The organism is Chryseobacterium sp. Y16C, assembly GCF_022488405.1.
Classification (GTDB): domain Bacteria; phylum Bacteroidota; class Bacteroidia; order Flavobacteriales; family Weeksellaceae; genus Chryseobacterium; species Chryseobacterium geocarposphaerae.
On record NZ_CP092711.1, the window covers coordinates 2295762 to 2315597 of the forward strand.

Genomic DNA, 19836 nt, shown 5'->3' on the forward strand with positions numbered 1-19836 from the left:
TAATATTTTAAGATACAGGAAAACAATAATATTCCACAACTGTTATAATGCAAAATAAAATTCTGACATACTATGATACCCTTGCAAAAGATTATGATAAAGACAGGTTTGAGAACACCTATGGTAAATATATTGACAAACAGGAAAGATTATTTTTACATTCCTTTATAAAGACCAAAAAGTTTTCAAAAATCTTGGATTTAGGCTGCGGGACCGGAAGATTACTTGAGTTTGCAACTCATGGATTAGATTTCAGTCAGGAAATGATAAAAATTGCCCGGACAAAATATCCTGAAAAAATAATATCTGTAGGTGAAATTTCCGATATTCCTTTTGATGCAGAATTCGACTGTATTTTTTGTTTTCATGTCATTATGCATCAAAACAAAGAAAAAACACAATCTTTTTTGAATGAATGCTATAAAAAATTGTCATCTAATGGAGTTCTTATTTTTGATTTTCCAACCAAAACAAGAAGAAAAGTAATTTCAGAGCAGGAAGAATGGCATGCTTCAAATACTTTCACGGAAAAAGAAATTTTAGATAAAACTAAAAATCAATGGAAACCAGTAAAAACAGTAGGCGTTTTATTTTTTCCTATTCATAGATTTCCTAAAAATTTCAGAAGATTATTTTTACCTTTAGACAGAATGATCTGCAATACTTTCCTAAAAAAATGGGCTTCCTATAATATTATTGTTTTAGAAAAAAAATGAAACAAAAGTTTAAAAGCATACTTCCTTCCACCTTAAAACTGCATTTAAGGCTTATACAAAGGTATTTTCACGAATCTAAAAATAAATATGTCTATTCAAAAAGTTATAATACACAACCTATCGGAAGATATAAAAACGAGATTCTGCAACCCATTAAAAAAAGTGAATTCCATGAAAATAAAATACACAATCTGAATATCGTTCACGGCAAAATTAACCACCTGGTAATCAATCCCAATGAAACCTTTTCCTTTTGGAAAATCGTGGGAAAACCAAACAAAAAAAATAATTTTAAAGAAGGAAGAAACCTAATCCAAAATAACATTTCTAGTGAAATAGGTGGGGGTATTTGTCAGTTTTCATCCATCATCTATTTTTTAGCACTTCAATCCGGATTGAAAATATTGGAAAGACACTCACATTCTATCGACATCTATAAGGACCATGAACGTTTTACGCCTTTAGGTTCTGATAGTACTGTTGTATATGGCTATAAAGATTTACAGATTCAGAATCCTTATGAATTTCCTATACAATTTGAATGTAATGTAAACGAAAACGAGCTTCGTTTTTACATAATTTCTCCCTACGAATTACAGTTGAATACAATTAATTTTGAATATTCCGAAAATAGTGAAGGAGTCTGGGTTAAAACTTTTTCCAATGGTAAAAAATTGCTTGAAAATTTTTATATTCGTTTATGAATTATCTGGCCCATTCTTTTTTAGCTTTTACTGACGGACAGATCGTGGGTCAGTTTCTGGAGGATTTTATCAGGAACAAAGAACGTTTTTCTTTTCCCAAAGAAATTCAGGATGGGATCACTCTACACAGAGCGATTGATACCTTTACCGATTCTCATCCCGCAATTCATGAAGCCAAGAAAGTATTCAGCCCATTGGTAAGATTATATTCAGGCGCTTTTGTAGATGTTTCTATGGATTATTTTTTAGCCAATGACCTAAGTTTGAATTCAGAAAAAGAATGGAAAGATCATTCTTTGAAAGTCTACAGGGTTTTAAATGAAAATAGTCAGTTTTTACCCGAAAACTTCAAAAAAATGCTTGTAAAAATGGAGCATGATGATTGGCTGTACAATTACCGTGAAGACTGGGGAATCAAATTCAGCATTCAAAATGTATTGAATAAAGCCAAATATCTTGAAAAGGACATTCCCGTTTTCCAGGCGTTTCTTGACAATAAAGAAATTCTGCAAAAATGCTATGATGATTTCTTTCCAGATCTTCTTGCCCATGCAAAAGCAGAAAATGCTCTTTTACAGCTGGAAAGATAATTGATTCTAAAATTGCTGATACAAATACCGATTCGGATACGTCAGTTTCTCACTTTTCCTGTTTCCGTTGACAATAATATGAACGATATTAATCTGATCATCAAATAAATTATACAGGAAACTTACTGCCGCTTCAACTTTTTTCGGAGTATTAACCGTTTCTGATTCCAGATAAAGATTTACGGATTCATTATCCTCTTCATACCCCACATAATTTATCTTTAAAAACTTATTATCCGTTTTCAGTTTAAAATATTCTGCGCTGTAATTCTTTAAAGCTTCCTTGAGTTGAGTTTTGTATTTCGCATCATTGAAATGAAATGACTTCCCATATTTTTGAGACAGTCCGTTCTCCAGATCGTCCAGAAAAAACCTTCCCGTAATTTCAAAAGTCTTTGATTGGGAATTGTAATTAATTTCTACCGAACCTACATGATAAGGATGTTTCGCTTCATTAAAAGAGAAAAGAAAAAAAATACAGCACAAAAACAACAAAAGCTTTTTCATAATATCAATCCATTGCTAAAATCTGTTCCGAAATTAATCATTATTTTCGTAACCTTTATTATGTAAACTTATGATGCAGGATTTTCTATTTTATTTAAAGCTCGGTTGGGAACATATCATTTCGTTGGATGCATTGGATCATCAACTCTTTGTTCTCGCACTTATTGCCGTTTATTCCTACAGCGACTGGAAAAAAATATTGGTTTTGGTCACCGCATTTACGATTGGTCATTCAGTGACTTTAGCTTTAAGTATTTTAGATATCGTGAGAGTCCCTTCAAACTGGGTAGAATTTCTAATTCCGCTTACTATCGTCTTAACCGCTTTGGGGAATATTCTCATGAAAAACAAAAAACAGTCTCAGAGTAAACTCAACTATTATTTAGCTTTGTTTTTCGGACTCATTCACGGGATGGGATTTGCCAATACGGCAAGAGTGATGATCGCTAAAAGTCAAAGCATCGCATTACCACTTTTGGGATTTAATGTAGGACTGGAAGTTGGGCAGATTGCCATCGTTTTTGGAATCCTTATTCTGCTTTTTATTCTTTTGAATCTATTTAAAGTCAACAAAAAAGACTGGATCCTATTTGTATCTTCTGGTGTTTTTGCTTTATCCTTGAAAATGACTTTAGAAAGAATTCCTTTTTAGCCTTGAAACATTTTCAAGTTTTCAGCTACTTATCATTATATTTGAAAATTAATTAAATCATTTCGGTTATGAAATTTAAAGTTTCAGCACTTTCAGTTCTTTTTTACATCGGTGCTTTTGCTCAAAACATTCAGAATAATCCGGGAAGCAACCACGGAAACAGATTTGAACAATTGGGAACCATTTTACCAACTCCCAATGTGTACAGAACCGCTTCTGGAGCTCCGGGACATGCTTATTGGCAAAACAGGGCAGATTATGACATCACTGCTTTTCTTGATGAGGACAAAAGAAACCTGAAAGGATCGGAAACCATTACCTATTACAATAATTCTCCGGATGATCTTGATTATATCTGGCTTCAGCTGGACGAAAATCAACAGTCTACTGTAAAAAAAGCAGATTTCCCTTTCTCTTCTACCCTTCCGAAAGCAGCGAATGATCAGCAGCTTAAAGCTTCTGAACAGCCTGTAAAAGACAACGGATATGGCGTAAATCTTGAAAAAGTAACCGATGCGTCAGGAAATCCGTTAAAATATACGGTCAACAAAACGATGATGCGTATTGACTTGCCTAAAGTGCTGAAAAAAGGAGAAAAGTTGGTTTTCAAAATCGACTGGAACTACAACATCCCTAACCGAATGAAAATGGGCGGTCGAGGCGGCTACGAAAACTTCGCAGAAGACGGAAATGATCTGTACACGATGACACAATGGTATCCGAGAATGTGTGTATACAGTGACTTCCACGGATGGCAGAATCACCAGTTTACAGGAAGAGGAGAATTTGCCTTGGTTTTCGGAAATTTTAAAGTTTCCATGAATGTTCCTGCAGACCATGTTGTAGGAGGAACAGGTGAGTGTAAAAACTACGATCAGGTATTAACCTCAGATCAGTTGGCAAGATATAACAAATCTAAAACGTCAACGGAGCCTGTAGAAATTGTAACGCTTGATGAAGCTAAAAAAGCAGAGAAAAATCATTCAAAACAAAGAAAAACATGGAATTTTGAAGCACATGATGTAAGAGATTTCGCATGGACTTCCTCCAGAAAATTTGTTTGGGACGGAATGGGCGTTACGATTCCTGAAAACAACAATAAAGTAATGGCTATGAGCTTTTATCCAAAAGAATCTTACGGATTGTATAGAAAATTCTCTACAAAAGCCGTTGCACATACCATTAAAACCTATTCCGAATTCACAATTCCGTATCCGTATCCTGTTGCTCAGTCCGTAGAAGCATCCAACGGAATGGAATATCCTATGATTTGCTTTAATTACGGAAGAACTGAAAAAGACGGAACCTATTCGGAAGCAATCAAAAACGGAATGTTGGGAGTGATTATTCATGAGGTTGGACACAACTTTTTCCCAATGATCATCAATTCAGACGAAAGACAATGGAGCTGGATGGATGAAGGTTTAAATACATTTACCGAATATTTAACGGAAGAAAAATGGGACAACAAATTCCCTTCGAAAAGAGGTCCGGCCTGGACGATTGTTGATTACATGAAACTTCCGAAAGATCAGCTTGAACCTATCATGAGTAACTCAGAAAATATTATTCAGTTTGGTCCGAATGCGTATTCAAAACCGGCAACCGGATTAAATATCCTTCGTGAGACGATCATGGGAAGAGAACTTTTTGATAAGGCTTTTAAGACCTATGCAAAAAGATGGGCTTTCAAACATCCTGAACCTGCAGACTTTTTCCGTACGATGGAAGATGCGAGTGGTGAAGATTTAGACTGGTTCTGGAGAGGCTGGTTCTACGGAACAGATCCCGTTGATATTGCCATTGATAAAGTGACCATTGCGACTCCTGACCTGGAAACAGCTCCAAAACAGGCTTCAGAAACAAAATACAAGGTCGACAAACCTTTACAGAATGAGTTTGAAGATATTTCAAAGATCAGAAACAGAGAAGATAAAAACATTACTTTTTACGTAGATAAAGATAAAGAAGCTCAGGATTTCTATTACAGATACGACAGAGGTCAGGAAAAAGTAGATACTCAAAAAGAATATGTTTCTAAAAATGAAGGTACAGAACCCTTAACGGCAAAAGACAAAGAGAAATTTAAAAATCTGACGGGTTATCAGATCGATTTCGCCAACAAAGGAGGTTTGGTAATGCCAATCATTCTTGAATTCACCTTTGAAGACGGAACAAAACTGACCGATAAATCTTCCGCACAGATCTGGAGACAAAACGAGCAGAAAATTTCTAAAACGTATTATTTTGACAAAAAGTTAAAGTCAATTCAATTGGACCCGATGAGAGAAACAGCCGATATCGATACTTCAAATAATTTCTGGAGCAATGATAACGGAACTGCTGAAGTTTCCAAATTCCAGTTATTCAAACAAAAAGAAAGTGGCAATGCAAGAGGCGCTTCCAATGGGAAAGTAAATCCGATGCAGGCTGCAGGAAACAAAAAATAAACAAAATAGGCTATCTCTTCCAGATAGCCTATTTTTATTTAGAGTCCTAATTGTTTCATATATGTTTGATTGTCCCAGTATAAATATTCTTCACTCATTGTTCCGTTATCATTCCAAATACTGAAAGTTGCCATCGGAAGTTTAAACTTTTTTCCGGTAGGTTTAATAAAGCCTCCTTTTCCATCCGGCATTGGTTCTGTAAAAGTTCCTTCCATAATCCCGGTAACAGCGGTAATATTTCCTTGTCCAACTTTGATAGGGTGAACCGAAATTCTAGTATCAGGAGCATATACAAACATAGCTTCCATATCTTCGATATGTTTTTTCAAACCATTGGTCGTATGTCCATCAGGAAAATGAACAATCACATCATCTGCATGACTTTCATGAAAGCGTTTCCAGTCTCGTTTGCTAAAAACTTTGAAGTCTAACGTGTCAAATTTTGCTAAATTTCGTTTGATGATTTCATCTTCTGACAATTTACTGTTCATTCCACTGCTATCCGCTTTTGCCTGTTCCTTCAGGCTGGTATTCATTTTCTTTTCACAACCTACAAACATTAATCCTAACATAGAAAAAGCAAATGAAAACATAAAAAACCGGATTATTAATTCTGTTTCTCTGTTTTTTTTCATGTTTATTAATTTATTTATACACTATAAAATTACATCTTTTTTGATCAGATATTATCGATACGCTATTTATTTTTTATGTGACAAATTTTCACTTTTATATAAAATCTTCTGCCATTTCAACCACGAACAGATGATGGCACACATTTAGAGAATTTCAACACAGAAATAATTAAAAAATTAAATATATTATGTCAGTAAACTTTAAACCATTGGCAGACAGAGTTTTGGTAGAACCAATCGCTGCAGAAACTAAAACAGCATCAGGTATTATTATCCCGGACACTGCAAAAGAAAAACCTCAAGAAGGTACTGTAGTGGCAGTAGGTCCAGGTAAAAAAGATGAGCCTACAACTGTAAAAGTAGGTGACAAAGTTCTTTATGGGAAATATTCAGGTTCTGAACTGAAATTGGAAGGAAAGGATTATTTAATTGTAAAAGAAGGAGATCTTTTAGGAATCATCGGTTAATTCGTAAAAAGTAAAATGTATTCATGTAAAATGACTTCATGGATATAAAAATTCATTAATACATTGTACAAAGTACATTAATACAATCAAAAAATTATGGCAAAAGAAATAAAATTCGATATTGAATCAAGAGACGCTTTAAAAAGAGGTGTTGATGCATTGGCTAATGCAGTAAAAGTAACTTTAGGACCAAAAGGGAGAAACGTAGTAATCGAAAAGTCTTTCGGTGCTCCACACGTAACTAAAGATGGTGTTTCTGTAGCAAAAGAAATCGAACTTGAAGACAGAGTAGAAAACATGGGAGCACAAATGGTAAAAGAAGTTGCTTCCAAAACTAATGATATTGCAGGAGACGGTACGACTACCGCTACTGTTTTGGCACAGGCTATCGTAAGAGAAGGTCTTAAGAACGTAGCTGCAGGTGCAAACCCAATGGATTTGAAAAGAGGGATCGACAAAGCTGTAACGGCTGTTGTTGAAAACTTGAAAACTCAATCTCAGGCTGTTGGAGATTCTACAGATAAAGTAAAGCAAGTTGCTTCTGTATCTGCTAACAACGACGAAACAATTGGTGCTTTGATCGCTGAAGCTTTCGGAAAAGTAGGTAAAGAAGGAGTTATCACTGTAGAAGAAGCTAAAGGTATCGATACAACGGTTGATGTTGTAGAAGGGATGCAGTTTGACAGAGGTTACCAGTCGCCATATTTCGTGACAAACCCTGAAAAAATGTTAGCTGAACTGGAAAATCCATATATCCTTTTAGTTGAGAAAAAAATCTCTTCAATGAAGGAATTACTTCCAGTTCTTGAGCCAATTGCACAAGGTGGTAAATCTTTATTAATTATCTCTGAAGAAGTTGAAGGTGAAGCTTTGGCAACTTTAGTGGTAAACAAATTGAGAGGTTCTCTTAAGATTGCTGCTGTAAAAGCTCCAGGATTCGGAGACAGAAGAAAAGCAATGTTGGAAGATATCGCAATCCTTACAGGAGGTACTGTGATTTCTGAAGAGCAAGGTTTCACCATGGAAAACATCACTATGGATATGTTGGGAACTGCTGAGAAAGTATCTATCGATAAAGACAACACAACGATCGTAAACGGTGGTGGTGAAGAAAGCAAAATCAAAGGCAGAGTAGCTCAGATCAAAGCTCAGATGGAAACTTCTACTTCTGATTACGATAAAGAAAAATTACAGGAGAGATTGGCTAAATTAGCCGGTGGTGTTGCAGTTCTTTACGTAGGGGCAGCTTCTGAAGTGGAAATGAAAGAGAAAAAAGACAGAGTGGATGATGCGCTTCACGCTACAAGAGCAGCTGTTGAAGAAGGTATCGTTGCAGGGGGTGGTGTTGCTTTGGTAAGAGCGATCGCTTCTTTGGAAAACCTTTCCGGATCAAACGCTGACGAAAATACAGGTATTAAAATCGTAAAAAGAGCAATCGAGGAGCCATTGAGACAAATCGTTGCTAATGCGGGAGGTGAAGGTTCTGTAATCGTTGCTAAAGTGGCAGAAGGAAACGGAGATTTCGGTTACAATGCTAAAACTGACGAGTATGTAAACATGCTTGAAGCAGGAATCATCGACCCTACGAAAGTAACAAGAGTTGCTCTTGAAAACGCAGCTTCTGTTTCTGGAATGCTCTTAACAACTGAATGTGTGATCACTGAAGTGAAAAAAGATGAGCCAGCTATGCCAATGGGTGGCGGAATGCCAGGAATGATGTAACACGGCGTGTCGCCGAGACAGTATAAACTTAAAACCGTTCAGATTTTTCTGAGCGGTTTTTTTGCTTATATTTAAACTTCATATTAAAAAAATAATATAGTAACATAACAGAAGCAAATCTTTATTAATAACCATGATTGAAAAAATCAAAATTAAGAATTTCAAGAATATTGAAAACTTAGAAATTTCGTTAGACCCAGTAAATGTTTTAGTTGGAGCAAACAATGCGGGGAAAAGTAGTATTTTACAAGCTATTCAATTTGCAGTAAGTATAGCTCAAACATCCACTCTTGAGAATACATGGTGGCGTAGAGTTCCAAACATATTACCAACTTCATTGACACCAGAACAATTAATTTATAGTCCAATAAAAAACGTTTATAAATTAGGACACGGCGGAAAATTAGATATTGAAAGAGATAATGCAATTCAAATAGAGTTTTGGGAAAAAGATACCGATCAATATACAAAGGTTTTAATTAGAAGAGGAAAAAACAAAAACATTGCAACAGAAATACATAATCAAACTTTAGGTGAAAAACTAAGAAGTATCGACAATCCTTTTTCAGTATATGTTCCCGGACTCGCTGGAATTCCTGGACATGAAGAATTTAGAAGCCCTGGTATTTTAAATCGTGCTGCAGCAAGAGGAGATGCTAATAATTATTTTAGAAATATAATTTATCAATTAAAATCACATGAAGAAAAATGGACAAAATTTATAGAAGACTTTAAGGCAATTTTTCCAAATGTTGACATAATTATTGATTTCAATTTCATGAAAGATGAGTATATTGAAATTTCAGTTAGAAAAGATGGGAAAACTCTTCCCATTGATGCTGCTGGAACCGGAATATTACAAACTTTACAGATTCTTTCATATATTAACCTTTATAAACCACAAATATTAATTTTAGATGAACCTGATTCTCATCTTCACCCAAATAATCAGAGATTGTTAGCAGAGAAATTGCATTCTCTAGCGATTGAAAATGATTTTCAAATAATTTTAAGCACTCACTCTAGACATTTGTTATATAGTTTTCAGGATTTAGCGAAAATAAATTGGGTTAATAATGGAAAAATAGTTGAAGAAGATATTAATATAATTAATGTCTTAATAGATTTGGGAGCTTTAGATAGAGGAGATTTTCTAAGAGACGAGAATATTAAATTAGTTATTCTATCAGAAGACAGTGATGTAAATCAATTAAGTCAAATTATTAAATCTTCTGGTTTTGAGGAAAGCGAGTTTGAAATATGGTCATATGAAGGGTGTTCAGACATAAAAACAGCAAATGTTTTAGCTGCATTTATACATAAAAACTCTCCTAACATTAAAATAGCCTTGCACAGGGATAGAGATTACTATACTGAAGAGGAGATAAATAGCATTTTTGAAAACTTAAAAGAAGATATAGAATATCCTTTTGTTACTAATGGTTATGATGTTGAATCACATTATTTAAACCCAAATGTGATTTCTGATTTTTGCCCTGAGATCACTTTTGAAGAAGCACAAAATATAATTGATCAAGCTTTGAATGAAACCCGACAAGATTCATTTTCCAAACTATTAAATACTCTAACTGATAAATCATTAAAAAATCGGGAAGGTCATAACGCTGCAAGAAATGCAATTAAAGCTAATGAACTTTTGGATGACAACTTATTAAAATATTCGTATTCAAAAAAAAGTTTTAAAAAATTAAAAAAGCTTTTGCAAGACAGAGGTATTAGAATCAATTTAAATCAGACTAGTGAAGCATTAAAAGTTCCAATATTTGTTAAAGCAAAAGAAGATATTGATAGTATATAATTATAAAGTAGTTTATAAAAACACACGCTGCCACACGCTGCCACACGCTGCTCAAAGTCTCCCGACTTTGAGCAATGAACAAAACAAAAACTGCTTCCAAAAGGCGGTTTTCACTTTTCCCAATGTTGCAGATTTCCAATCCACTACTTTTCCCTATATTTAAAACATATTTTTCAACCAAAACCTCCACACCCTTGAAAACAAAACTATTCCTCCTTTCAATTTTCGGCTTATTCTTCGGGAATGCACAAACCCTAAATTTTAAATATCTTTCGGATATGTCCGTGGGAAGAGGAGGTATAAGCAGTGTGATTGTAGATGATAATATCTATGTGAGCAATGGGTATAAAAGCACTGATGGTAATGCCAATTTTATGGAGAAATACAGTATTAAAGATAACCGCTGGAGTATAATCAATTCTACTTTGGTTCCTAAAAGATTCGCCAATTCAGAGACTTACGGTAATAAAATTTATATTTTTAACGGTTGGGGAAACAGTCATCTTGAAATTATAGACCTTGAAACGCATCAGAAAACGAAAGGAGCTGTTAATCGTGCCTACACAGGAAATGCCGGTTCTGCCATCCACAACGGAAAAATATATACATTTGGAGGAAGTGGGCTAAACAATGCAGCAACCACAATATTTTCTGATAGATTCCAATACTATGACATTGCTTCAGATACATGGCATCCATTACCGAATATGCCAACAGCCAGAGAAGCAAGAGGCAAAATTGTGAATGATAAACTCTACGTTATTGGCGGTTTCAACGGTACATCCTCACGCCTTGTCAACGTGTTCGACCTCAATAAAAATGAGTGGACTGAGCAATACACGATGCCTGCAGCAATATCAGGTCATTCATTAGCGGTTTCCGGTAATAAGATTTTTATTGCAGGTGGTTATAACAATCAAAATTTTTTGGCCTATTTTGATACAGAAACCAACAAGTTACATCAATTATCATCCAACATGATTCCCAGAAGACATGCAGCTGCGGAAATATATAACAATAAATTATACATCATGGGTGGAAGTACAGCATCTTCCACCAAATCAGCCATTAAAAGCATTCAGGTTGCAGATATTAGCGAAGAAGCACTTTCCGCTAAATAACTCAAAACAAATTCCTAAGTTTACAGGTTCTTCCAATTTCAAAAACACTTCACAATGGAAAACAAAAAAGACGAAAAAATTCTGGATCACGGGCCGTTCTACCACGGTACAAAAGCCAATTTACAAATCGGTGATCTGCTCAGTGCCGGATTTGAATCGAATTATTATCCTGAGATTATTATGAACCATATCTATTTTACCGCTTTACAAAACGGTGCCGGGTTAGCTGCTGCATTGGCAAAAGGTGATGGCCGTGAACGGATTTATATCGTGGAACCGACAGGAGAATTTGAAAATGATCCCAACGTAACCGATAAAAAGTTTCCGGGAAACCCTACCCGATCTTATCGCAGCACAAAACCTGTGAGAATTGTCGGTGAAGTAACAGACTGGATCCGGTTAACAGACGAAGAGCTCCAAAACTGGCGGGAAAGAATTGCCAAGCTTCGGGAAAACCCCAACGCTGAAATTATCAATTAGAATTGCAAATCGCAATACTCTATAAAACATCACCAATGAAAAAAACCTTTGAATTCCTTAAACAATTAGAAAAAAATAACAATCGTGAATGGTTTTCCCAGCACAAAGCAGAATATGATTCAGTTGTAAAAGAAAACAAAACATTGTTTAATAAGATTTATGCTGAGCTTCAGGAACACGATAACTTAAAAGGAATCCATATTTTCAGAATTTACAGGGATGTCCGCTTTTCCAAAGACCAGACTCCGTACAAGACTAATTTCGGGGTTGGATATTCCCGTTCAAAACCTATGTTGAGAGGTGGATATTACATTCAGCTGGAACCCGGGAACAGTTTTGTGGGAGGAGGATTCTGGGGTCCGGATGCTAAAGACCTGCTCCGTATCCGTAAAGAATTTGAAATCAGTACTGCAGAAATTGAGAAGATTACTTCAGACGATACATTCATAAAATATTTTGGAGAAATTAAAGGCGATGCCGTAAAAACTGCTCCAAGAGGTTTTGATAAAGATCATCCAGCCATAAACCTCATCAGAAAAAAACAATATGTAGTCATGAGAAAATTTACGGATAAGGAAGTTCTTTCTGACGGTTTTCAGAAAGAGGCTGTTCTCACCTTATTAGCCATGCGTCCTTTTTTTGATTATATGAGCGAAGTACTGACTACGGACCTGAATGGGGAACCTTTATTTTAAAATATAAAAACTGTTTAAGACTTCTGTCTTGCTCAATCAGGCTACTATTTTAGTATTTTTATAACGGATTAAATCACCAAACAAAATATTAATATTATGAATTTAAAAACTTTAATTACCCACACCGTTCAGTACAACAACTGGGTGGTCAACAAATACATCGACTGGCTTTCTACCAAATCTGATACACAGCTTAATCAGGAAGTTATTTCTAGTTTTCCGACCATATTAAAAACACTGCATCACATCTTGCAAACTCAGGAATATTGGTGGAGCTATATCGGAGAAAATGATGAATTTGATTTTGCATCGACTTCAGCAATCACCGGTAAAGAGGAAATTTTCAATGCGCTCAGAAACAATTCTCAAAAACTGATGGATTATGTGGAAGGTTTATCTGAAGAAGATCTTGTAAAAAATGTAAAAATCGAGTCTCAGTGGTTCCAGTGTGATTTTTCAAAATACGAATACATTCAGCATATTGTTTTACACGGAACCTATCACAGAGGGCAAATTGTAACCATGGGAAGAAACGTAGGAATTACCGATGCTCCCATGACGGATTATAATTTCTGGAATATCTATAAGGATGCTGATGTAGCAAGTGCCAATTAAGTAAATACAATTAAATATAGTATAAAACCGTTCAGCTTTTCAGAGCGGTTTTGTTATATTCGAAAATTATTTATGAAGCTAAATCAATGACCATCCAAGATCAAATTCAGGAATATATAAGCAGCCTGCCGGAATCCAAACGCAGCGATATCCAAGAGCTCCACAACCTCATTCTAGGGCTCATGCCGGAATCTCAACTTTGGTTTCTGGATGGTAAAAATGAAGAAGGCAAAATAGTTTCCAACCCGAACATCGGCTATGGAGTCTATTCAATACAATACAAAGACGGAACCTCAAAAGAATTTTATCAGATCGGGATAAGCGCGAATACAACCGGGATTTCAGTTTACATCATGGGAATTGATGATAAAAAATACTTGCTTCAAACCTATGGAGAAAAAATAGGTAAAGCGAGTGTTACCGGATATTGTATTAGGTTCAAAAAGCTGAAAGATATACATATTGACACCCTTAAAACAGCAATAAAAGACAGAATTGAAAAATTTGCATAAATGAAAAATAAGTTAGTCTCTCTTATCTCCAAGTATAAATACTTTTTAATTTATCTCTTATTGTTTGCATTCATCTCCTTTATATTCAATCCGAAACAAAAAGAATATTACTTAACAAAAGATATTCAAACCTTCCAAGAAAGTCATTATCTTAAAATAGCCGTAATTGGCAGTGTAATCTTAATATGTGTAATGCTGACAATAGGCTTTCTGAGAAAATTTAAGTTCCATCAAATCTTAAATACCATTGTTTTCACTTCTTTTATCTGCTTTTCAGTTTTTCTCCTAATGCAGAATACTATCACTTGCTTTTGTTTATGGGTCAATAGGTTTGACTCAAAGAAAGAAATTATTGAATCTTACCGGACATTAAGTATTACTGATAACAAATATTTCATAGCAAAAAATACGAAACAGCCGGATGACTTTATTGATCAATCCGATTATTTTAAATATTCCGGATTAAAAGATGCTTCAAAATTGAAAAGAGGAGATACGCTCAGCTTAAAATTTAAACAGGGGCTGCTTGATATTAATTACTTTGAAGCAGAATAACGTAATTCAATTTCAAGAGATTTTTTTGCTCTATTGATCCGTTGTACGTATTATTGTAAAAAATTATTTCCATGTACATTGAAGTTTCTCAGGATTTTAGGAAGAAAACCAAAGCGGCTGTATTTTCTATTGCCATTTTCGTTTTCGTTTATATCCTTTTATTTCTATTTACAATAGCTCTGGCGCTTGGATGTATTGCTGGTGGAATAGCAATTATCGCCGCAAAACCAATGTTTATAACCCTTATGTTAGGGGCAGGTTTGGCAGGAACCGGACTTTTCGTATTCTTTTTTATCATTAAATTTTTATTTAAAAAACACATCAACGACAGAAGTGACCTTACCGAAATCAGAAGAAATGATGAGCCGGAGCTTTTCCGAATGATCGACGAAATCGTACAGGAAGCAGGAACGAATGCCCCTAAAAAAGTCTACCTTTCATATGATGTGAATGCAAGCGTTTTTTATGATTCAAGTTTCTGGAGCATGTTCTTACCTATTCAGAAAAATCTGACCATTGGAATGGGACTGATCAATACCACGACAAAACAAGAGCTGAAAGCTATTCTTTCCCACGAATTCGGGCACTTTTCCCAACGTTCCATGAAAGTGGGAAGTTATGTCTACAATGTTAATCAGATCATTTTCAACCTGGTGAATGATGATGAGTCTTACCGTAATTCGGTAGAAAAATTCGCGAGTATAAGCGGCTATTTTTCCATATTTGCAGCCTTGGCATTCTTCTTTACAGGAAAAATCAAGTGGGTTTTGGTAAAGATGTATAATTTTGTCAATATCCGTCACATGGCACTTTCCAGAGAAATGGAGTTTCATGCGGATGAAGTAGCAGCTAATATTGCAGGTTCGCTTGCATTGGAAGAATCGCTTTTAAGACTGGAGCTTGCTAACAATTCTTATCAGAATGTTTTAAGCTTTTATGATAACAGATATTCTAAAAACGAATCGAGTAAAAATATCTACCGTGAGCAGTTTTTTGTCATGAATTTTCTTGCCGAACAGAGTGAGGTGGAATCCAAAAACGGACTTCCCAACATTCAGCTTTCGGAATCAGGATTATTTAATAAATCAAAACTCAATATTGAGAACCAGTGGGCTTCCCATCCTTCCCAGAAAGAAAGAATTACTAAACTCAGAGCTTTAAACATTGTAAAAGAACAGGACAATCTGCCTGCAAAAAATATTTTCAAAAACTTTCAGGAAACAGAAGAACAGATCACTTCAAAACTTTTTTCAAGAGTACAATACCAGAAACAAAAAACAGATCTGGAATTTGAAGAATTTCGGTCTGAATTCGAAAAGCAGTATCAGAAAGATTCATTCGATAAAATTTTCAATGCTTATTATGACAACAAAAACCCGGATTTCACTGTAAAAGAAAGTGAATTAACTGACGAAATTTCCTTCGATGAACTTTTCAGCAAGGAAAAAGTAGAATGGGTATATACATTAATTGCTCTTGAAAGTGATCTCAAAACCGTAGAGGCTATTTCCAAAAAGGAATATGCTATTAAAACTTTTGATTATGACGGTAAAAAATACAAACAGACTGAAGCAAAAACTTTAATTCCAACTGTTAAGAAAGCGATTGAAGACATTAAGGAAAAGATTCATCAGAATGACACTGTTATTTACAATTATTTTGCAAAAAAAGCAGAAGAGCAACAGAAAAAAGCTGACTTCATACAGCTTTACAAAAGTTTTGGAGAATACGATGCCGAATATGATGATCAATATAAACTGTATATTGATTTAATGAACGCAACAGCATTCATGAATACGAAAACTCCTTTCGAACAGATTAGAAAAAACTTTAGCGATCTTAAACCTCTTGAGGAAAAATTAAAATACCAGATTACCGTTTTTTATCAGAATGAGATGCTCATTAAAGAAATGAATGAAGAAGATCTAAAGGACCTGAAATTCTACACGGAAAAAGAGCATCCTTATTTTAATAACAACGAATATATGGAACACAACCTTCAGCTTCTGATGAAGGCTATCAATTATCTTCCTTATTTTCTTCACAGAAAATATTTTTACAAGAAAAAGGAACTTTTAAAGCTGATGAAAGAGTTGGAAGAACAAAACTCTATAGCAAAGATCTCTTAAAAAATACCGCTCTGAAAAATCAGAGCGTTTTTTTATCTTTATCCAAATCATTTAGCAATGAAAAATAACGAAAAAGTCTATCAAATGTCCTTTTCAAGTGTTTACCCTCATTATATCGCTAAAGCTGAAAAGAAGGGCCGAACCAAAGAAGAAGTTCATAAGGTTATTTCTTGGCTAACCGGGTATGATGAAAAAAGTTTGCAGCAGATTTTAGATAACAAAATTGATTTCAGGACTTTTTTTGAACAGGCACCCAGGATTAATCCTAACGTAACTCTGATAAAAGGAGTTATCTGCGGCTATCGTATTGAAGACATTGAAGAAGAGCTTATGAGAAACATCCGCTATCTCGACAAGCTGATTGATGAATTGGCAAAAGGAAAAACAATGGAAAAAATTTTAAGAAAATAAGATGGATAAAAATACAGCTACTCACTACAGCGATTTCGGCTATATTCATTCAGAAAACTTTTTTTCAGATAAAGAACTACAGCAAATCGAAGTTATTTTAAATAAGTTCCATGAAAACTGGCTGAAGGAAAACGAAAAAGATTATCAGTCCGGATTAATCAACAGTCACAGTCTTACTTCAAGTAAATTTATTAGTCCGGAAGAACGCCTGGAAATTTTCAAATTCATTGCTCAGGATAAAATTTCAAAGATTATTCAGGACATCATTCCAGAAAAAGCTATATTTCTCAATACCCAGTTATTCTTCGATCCTTTCAATAAAAATCAGAACAATTATTGGCATCGTGATATTCAGTATACCGGAATGAGTATTGACGAACAAAAAGAAAAGATCAAAACCCAGAATGTTGTTCATTTCAGAATTCCATTACAGCCTGAATTAGGAATTGAATTAATTCCTACAACGCACAAAACGTGGGATGTACAGGAAGAAGAAGAAACCAGACTTTCATTAAACGGAAGAAAACCAAGTGATAATCTTCACCGGGGAAAAACAATCAGCTTACATCGTGGGGACCTGTTAGTATTTTCCGCTAATATGATTCACCGGGGTTTGTATGGAAACGACCGTTTTACTTTTGATATTATTTTCTGTGATGACACTCCTGAATTTAAAAAATTTATTGATTTTAAAAACCATCCGACTCAGGAAGAATTAAAGTCTTTAAATTCTGAACTTTTCTGATGAAAAAGCCGGATGATGAAAGCTGGAAGCAGCTTGAGTTAAATTATTTATTTGAATTAAAACTAATGGAAAAAACAAATTGAAGTTTTATAACTTCAATCATCCAGTCCTCTCCAAATTATCAAAAAACCTCTTCCTTATTTCAAAAAACTTCCCGAAATTAGCATTCTGTGCGTTAAACAAAAATTAATGAATTAAAAATTTAAACAGAACATACAGTAAAACTTAGTATAAGTTTTCTTCGGGGCAGGGTGAAATTCCCTACCGGCGGTTACAGTCCGCGACTCCTTTCTTTTGAAAGGACTGATTTGGTGAAATTCCAAAACCGACAGTTAAAGTCTGGATGAGAGAAGAAAATGAGACAATCAGTGAGGCTATTTCGATGGACTCATTGTATTGTATTTCATTTCCATGTACCGAAGTGTATTTTAACTTTCAACAGTAAAATAACATGGAAAAATTATTAGAAAAATTCGGAGCAAGTCCGAAAGAACGTGTAGAAAAAGCACTTCTGAAATTACAACAAGGCAAAGGAATCCTTTTAGTAGATGATGAAAACCGTGAAAACGAAGGCGACATCATCTTTCCCGCCTCCACCATCACAGAAAAAGATATGGCACTTTTAATCCGCGAATGTAGCGGAATTGTCTGCTTATGTATTTCTGAAGAGAAAAGCAGACATCTTAATCTTCGCCCGATGGTGGAAGCCAACAATTCTAAAAATCAAACCGCATTTACCATTTCCATAGAAGCCAAAGAAGGTGTAGAATCCGGGGTTTCAGCGAAAGACCGTGTAACGACTATTAAAACAGCCATTGCAGAAAATGCTTTGGCAGAGCACATTGCCAGTCCCGGACATGTATTTCCTTTAGTCGCTAAAAAGAACGGCGTTTTTGAAAGACGTGGCCATACGGAAGGAAGTGTAGATTTGGTACAGCTTGCCAACTTAGGTGATGATGCTGTGCTTTGTGAACTGACCAACGAAGACGGAACCATGGCAAGACTTCCGGAAATTGCAGATTTTGCAGAGAAAAGAGAAATGACCGTAGTAACGATCGAGGACATTTATCATTACCGTAAGATGCTTATCAGTCAGAATTAAAATAAAGCTTTAGCGCACAGAAATAGCCGTTCAATTATTTTGAACGGTTTTTTTATAACTAATCATAAAAATTAGATTATGATTAATTAAAAGACATTTTTACATCTTATTTTTTATTTATATTTAACAAAATTTCTAATTATGAAAAAAAATCTACTTTTCATATTCGCATTCTCAGGATTATGCTCAGCACAAACTACCATTACCAAAGCATTTAACGATCCTCTTGTGGGAGATATCGTGAATAATTTTGTGGTTAACGGAACGGTTGATAATTCTGCAACAGGAGCCAATACGACCTTCAACAATGCATCTTTGACGCAAGGAACTGCTTCACAGTTAACTTACATAGCTCCTACTTCTTCTGAAATCAGTACCTACCCCGGATCTACCATCAAAATGAATGATACCGGAAACTCTGTTTTATATAAAGCTACGGCGACCCAGCTTGAAATTACGGGAGTGATCACTCCTACTGCCACTTTAAATTTTGCCGCCGATAACGGAACATTTATCACCTACCCTGCAAGCTTTGGCTACTCAAATACCGATACTGCGAAAGGAACTTTTACTTCAACAGCGGCTTCGGGATTATTTAAAGGAACCATTGTCACTACGGCGGATGCTTCAGGAACTCTTCTCGTGGGCCCGAAAACATATGCTAATGTTTTAAGGATAAAATCTGTACAGAATTTCAACTTATACCAATCTACAGATACCAATTATCTTTTTCCTATCGGAAGCGTGATCAATACCTCATATACTTATTTTGACAGCACTCATAAATTTCCGTTGTTGAGTTCTACCAGCGGAACCCTTAGTGTACCATTACTTAGCATCAATCAATCCACAAGCGGAGCACAGGCTCTCAATGAAGTTTTTTTAGCGGTAAATGATCATGTATCTAAAAAGCAAAATTTTAAAGTATATCCAAATCCTGCACAAGACTTTGTGGAGTTCACAGGAAACACAGACAATTATTCAACAGCAAGAATATACAGTCTGGACGGAAAACTGGTAAAAACTTCCGATATCCAATCGGGGAAGATTCAAATTTCAGAATTACCTTCCGCAGCTTACTTTATTGAAGTTTCAGGGAAAGATTCAAAGACAGAGGTCACCAAGGTGATCAAAAAATAGAAGTCTTATTAAATAGTATCTGTTTTTGGTGCTTTTGTGTTCAGAATCTTATTATCCCACACAACTTTG

The 19836-nt window shown here is 35.1% G+C and carries 21 protein-coding genes and 1 riboswitch; of the genes, 19 read left to right on the top strand and 2 right to left on the bottom strand.

The features are described 5' to 3' along the window. Positions 1-47: 47 nt before the first annotated feature. Genes MKS83_RS10130 through MKS83_RS10140 form a run of 3 tightly spaced genes read left to right on the top strand, consistent with a single transcriptional unit; the run spans position 48 to position 2010 of the window. Positions 48-716 carry a class I SAM-dependent methyltransferase gene (locus MKS83_RS10130; protein ID WP_240583066.1) on the top strand — a complete coding sequence of 223 codons (669 nt, stop codon included), beginning with the start codon at positions 48-50 and terminating at the stop codon, positions 714-716. Then, the gene (locus MKS83_RS10135; RefSeq protein WP_240583067.1) at positions 713-1420 is read left to right on the top strand and encodes a VanW family protein; all 708 of its coding nucleotides are present in this window, start codon (positions 713-715) and stop codon (positions 1418-1420) included. Before MKS83_RS10130 ends, MKS83_RS10135 begins: the two co-directional genes overlap by 4 nt. Beyond that, the gene (locus MKS83_RS10140; RefSeq protein ID WP_240583068.1) at positions 1417-2010 is read left to right on the top strand and encodes an ACP phosphodiesterase; all 594 of its coding nucleotides are present in this window, start codon (positions 1417-1419) and stop codon (positions 2008-2010) included. Before MKS83_RS10135 ends, MKS83_RS10140 begins: the two co-directional genes overlap by 4 nt. Before the next feature lie 6 nt (positions 2011-2016). On the opposite strand, the gene MKS83_RS10145 is transcribed toward MKS83_RS10140, so the two are convergent. Then, positions 2017-2517 carry a DUF6702 family protein gene (locus tag MKS83_RS10145; protein ID WP_240583069.1) on the bottom strand — a complete coding sequence of 167 codons (501 nt, stop codon included), beginning with the start codon at positions 2515-2517 and terminating at the stop codon, positions 2017-2019. Positions 2518-2590: 73 nt separating this feature from the next. On the opposite strand from MKS83_RS10145, the gene MKS83_RS10150 reads away from it, so the two are divergent. Together MKS83_RS10150 and MKS83_RS10155 are read left to right on the top strand one after the other, a co-directional pair. Then, on the top strand, positions 2591-3169 hold the full coding sequence (locus MKS83_RS10150) for a HupE/UreJ family protein (protein WP_100376722.1): 579 nt from the start codon (positions 2591-2593) through the stop codon (positions 3167-3169). Positions 3170-3237: 68 nt separating this feature from the next. Further along, complete coding sequence (locus MKS83_RS10155) at positions 3238-5619, top strand: M1 family metallopeptidase (protein WP_240583070.1); 2382 nt, start codon at positions 3238-3240, stop codon at positions 5617-5619. A 38-nt stretch (positions 5620-5657) separates the two neighbouring features. Here MKS83_RS10155 and MKS83_RS10160 read toward each other — a convergent pair whose 3' ends face one another. Beyond that, positions 5658-6254, bottom strand: a complete 597-nt coding sequence (locus MKS83_RS10160; protein WP_240583071.1) for an ester cyclase — start codon at positions 6252-6254, stop codon at positions 5658-5660. Positions 6255-6442: 188 nt separating this feature from the next. Here MKS83_RS10160 and groES point away from each other — a divergent pair, with 188 nt between their 5' ends. The 14 genes from groES (at position 6443) to MKS83_RS10230 (ending at position 19767) form a co-directional block, all read left to right on the top strand. Then, positions 6443-6721, top strand: a complete 279-nt coding sequence (gene groES / locus MKS83_RS10165) for a co-chaperone GroES (RefSeq protein ID WP_039369684.1) — start codon at positions 6443-6445, stop codon at positions 6719-6721. Between the two features lie 96 nt (positions 6722-6817). After that, positions 6818-8443 (top strand): chaperonin GroEL, encoded by a 1626-nt coding sequence (groL, locus tag MKS83_RS10170; protein ID WP_240583072.1) that lies wholly within the window; start codon positions 6818-6820, stop codon positions 8441-8443. 133 nt (positions 8444-8576) lie between these two features. Continuing rightward, the gene (locus tag MKS83_RS10175; RefSeq protein WP_240583073.1) at positions 8577-10262 is read left to right on the top strand and encodes an AAA family ATPase; all 1686 of its coding nucleotides are present in this window, start codon (positions 8577-8579) and stop codon (positions 10260-10262) included. A gap of 74 nt (positions 10263-10336) precedes the next feature. Next, positions 10337-11383: a Kelch repeat-containing protein gene (locus MKS83_RS10180; protein ID WP_240583074.1), complete on the top strand. Its 1047-nt coding sequence runs from the start codon at positions 10337-10339 to the stop codon at positions 11381-11383. Between the two features lie 54 nt (positions 11384-11437). Further along, positions 11438-11863, top strand: a complete 426-nt coding sequence (gene arr, locus MKS83_RS10185; protein ID WP_240583075.1) for an NAD(+)--rifampin ADP-ribosyltransferase — start codon at positions 11438-11440, stop codon at positions 11861-11863. Positions 11864-11898: 35 nt separating this feature from the next. After that, positions 11899-12558, top strand: coding sequence for a DUF2461 domain-containing protein (locus MKS83_RS10190; protein WP_240583076.1), 660 nt, complete (start codon positions 11899-11901; stop codon positions 12556-12558). 96 nt (positions 12559-12654) lie between these two features. Then, positions 12655-13173, top strand: coding sequence for a DinB family protein (locus MKS83_RS10195; protein ID WP_240583077.1), 519 nt, complete (start codon positions 12655-12657; stop codon positions 13171-13173). 86 nt (positions 13174-13259) lie between these two features. Then, positions 13260-13685, top strand: coding sequence for a DUF1801 domain-containing protein (locus tag MKS83_RS10200; protein ID WP_240583078.1), 426 nt, complete (start codon positions 13260-13262; stop codon positions 13683-13685). Next, complete coding sequence (locus tag MKS83_RS10205; RefSeq protein WP_240583079.1) at positions 13686-14240, top strand: hypothetical protein; 555 nt, start codon at positions 13686-13688, stop codon at positions 14238-14240. 71 nt (positions 14241-14311) lie between these two features. After that, on the top strand, positions 14312-16369 hold the full coding sequence (locus MKS83_RS10210) for a M48 family metallopeptidase (protein WP_240583080.1): 2058 nt from the start codon (positions 14312-14314) through the stop codon (positions 16367-16369). 57 nt (positions 16370-16426) lie between these two features. After that, on the top strand, positions 16427-16780 hold the full coding sequence (locus tag MKS83_RS10215) for a DUF2200 domain-containing protein (protein ID WP_240583081.1): 354 nt from the start codon (positions 16427-16429) through the stop codon (positions 16778-16780). 1 nt (position 16781) lies between these two features. After that, positions 16782-17525 carry a phytanoyl-CoA dioxygenase family protein gene (locus MKS83_RS10220; protein WP_240583082.1) on the top strand — a complete coding sequence of 248 codons (744 nt, stop codon included), beginning with the start codon at positions 16782-16784 and terminating at the stop codon, positions 17523-17525. 233 nt (positions 17526-17758) lie between these two features. Continuing rightward, positions 17759-17884, top strand: a riboswitch (FMN riboswitch). 92 nt (positions 17885-17976) lie between these two features. Continuing rightward, a complete protein-coding gene (gene ribB, locus MKS83_RS10225) occupies positions 17977-18627 on the top strand; it encodes a 3,4-dihydroxy-2-butanone-4-phosphate synthase (protein ID WP_240583083.1) in 651 nt (216 codons plus the stop codon). A gap of 141 nt (positions 18628-18768) precedes the next feature. Then, a complete protein-coding gene (locus tag MKS83_RS10230) occupies positions 18769-19767 on the top strand; it encodes a T9SS type A sorting domain-containing protein (protein ID WP_240583084.1) in 999 nt (332 codons plus the stop codon). The last annotated feature ends 69 nt before the right edge of the window (positions 19768-19836 follow it).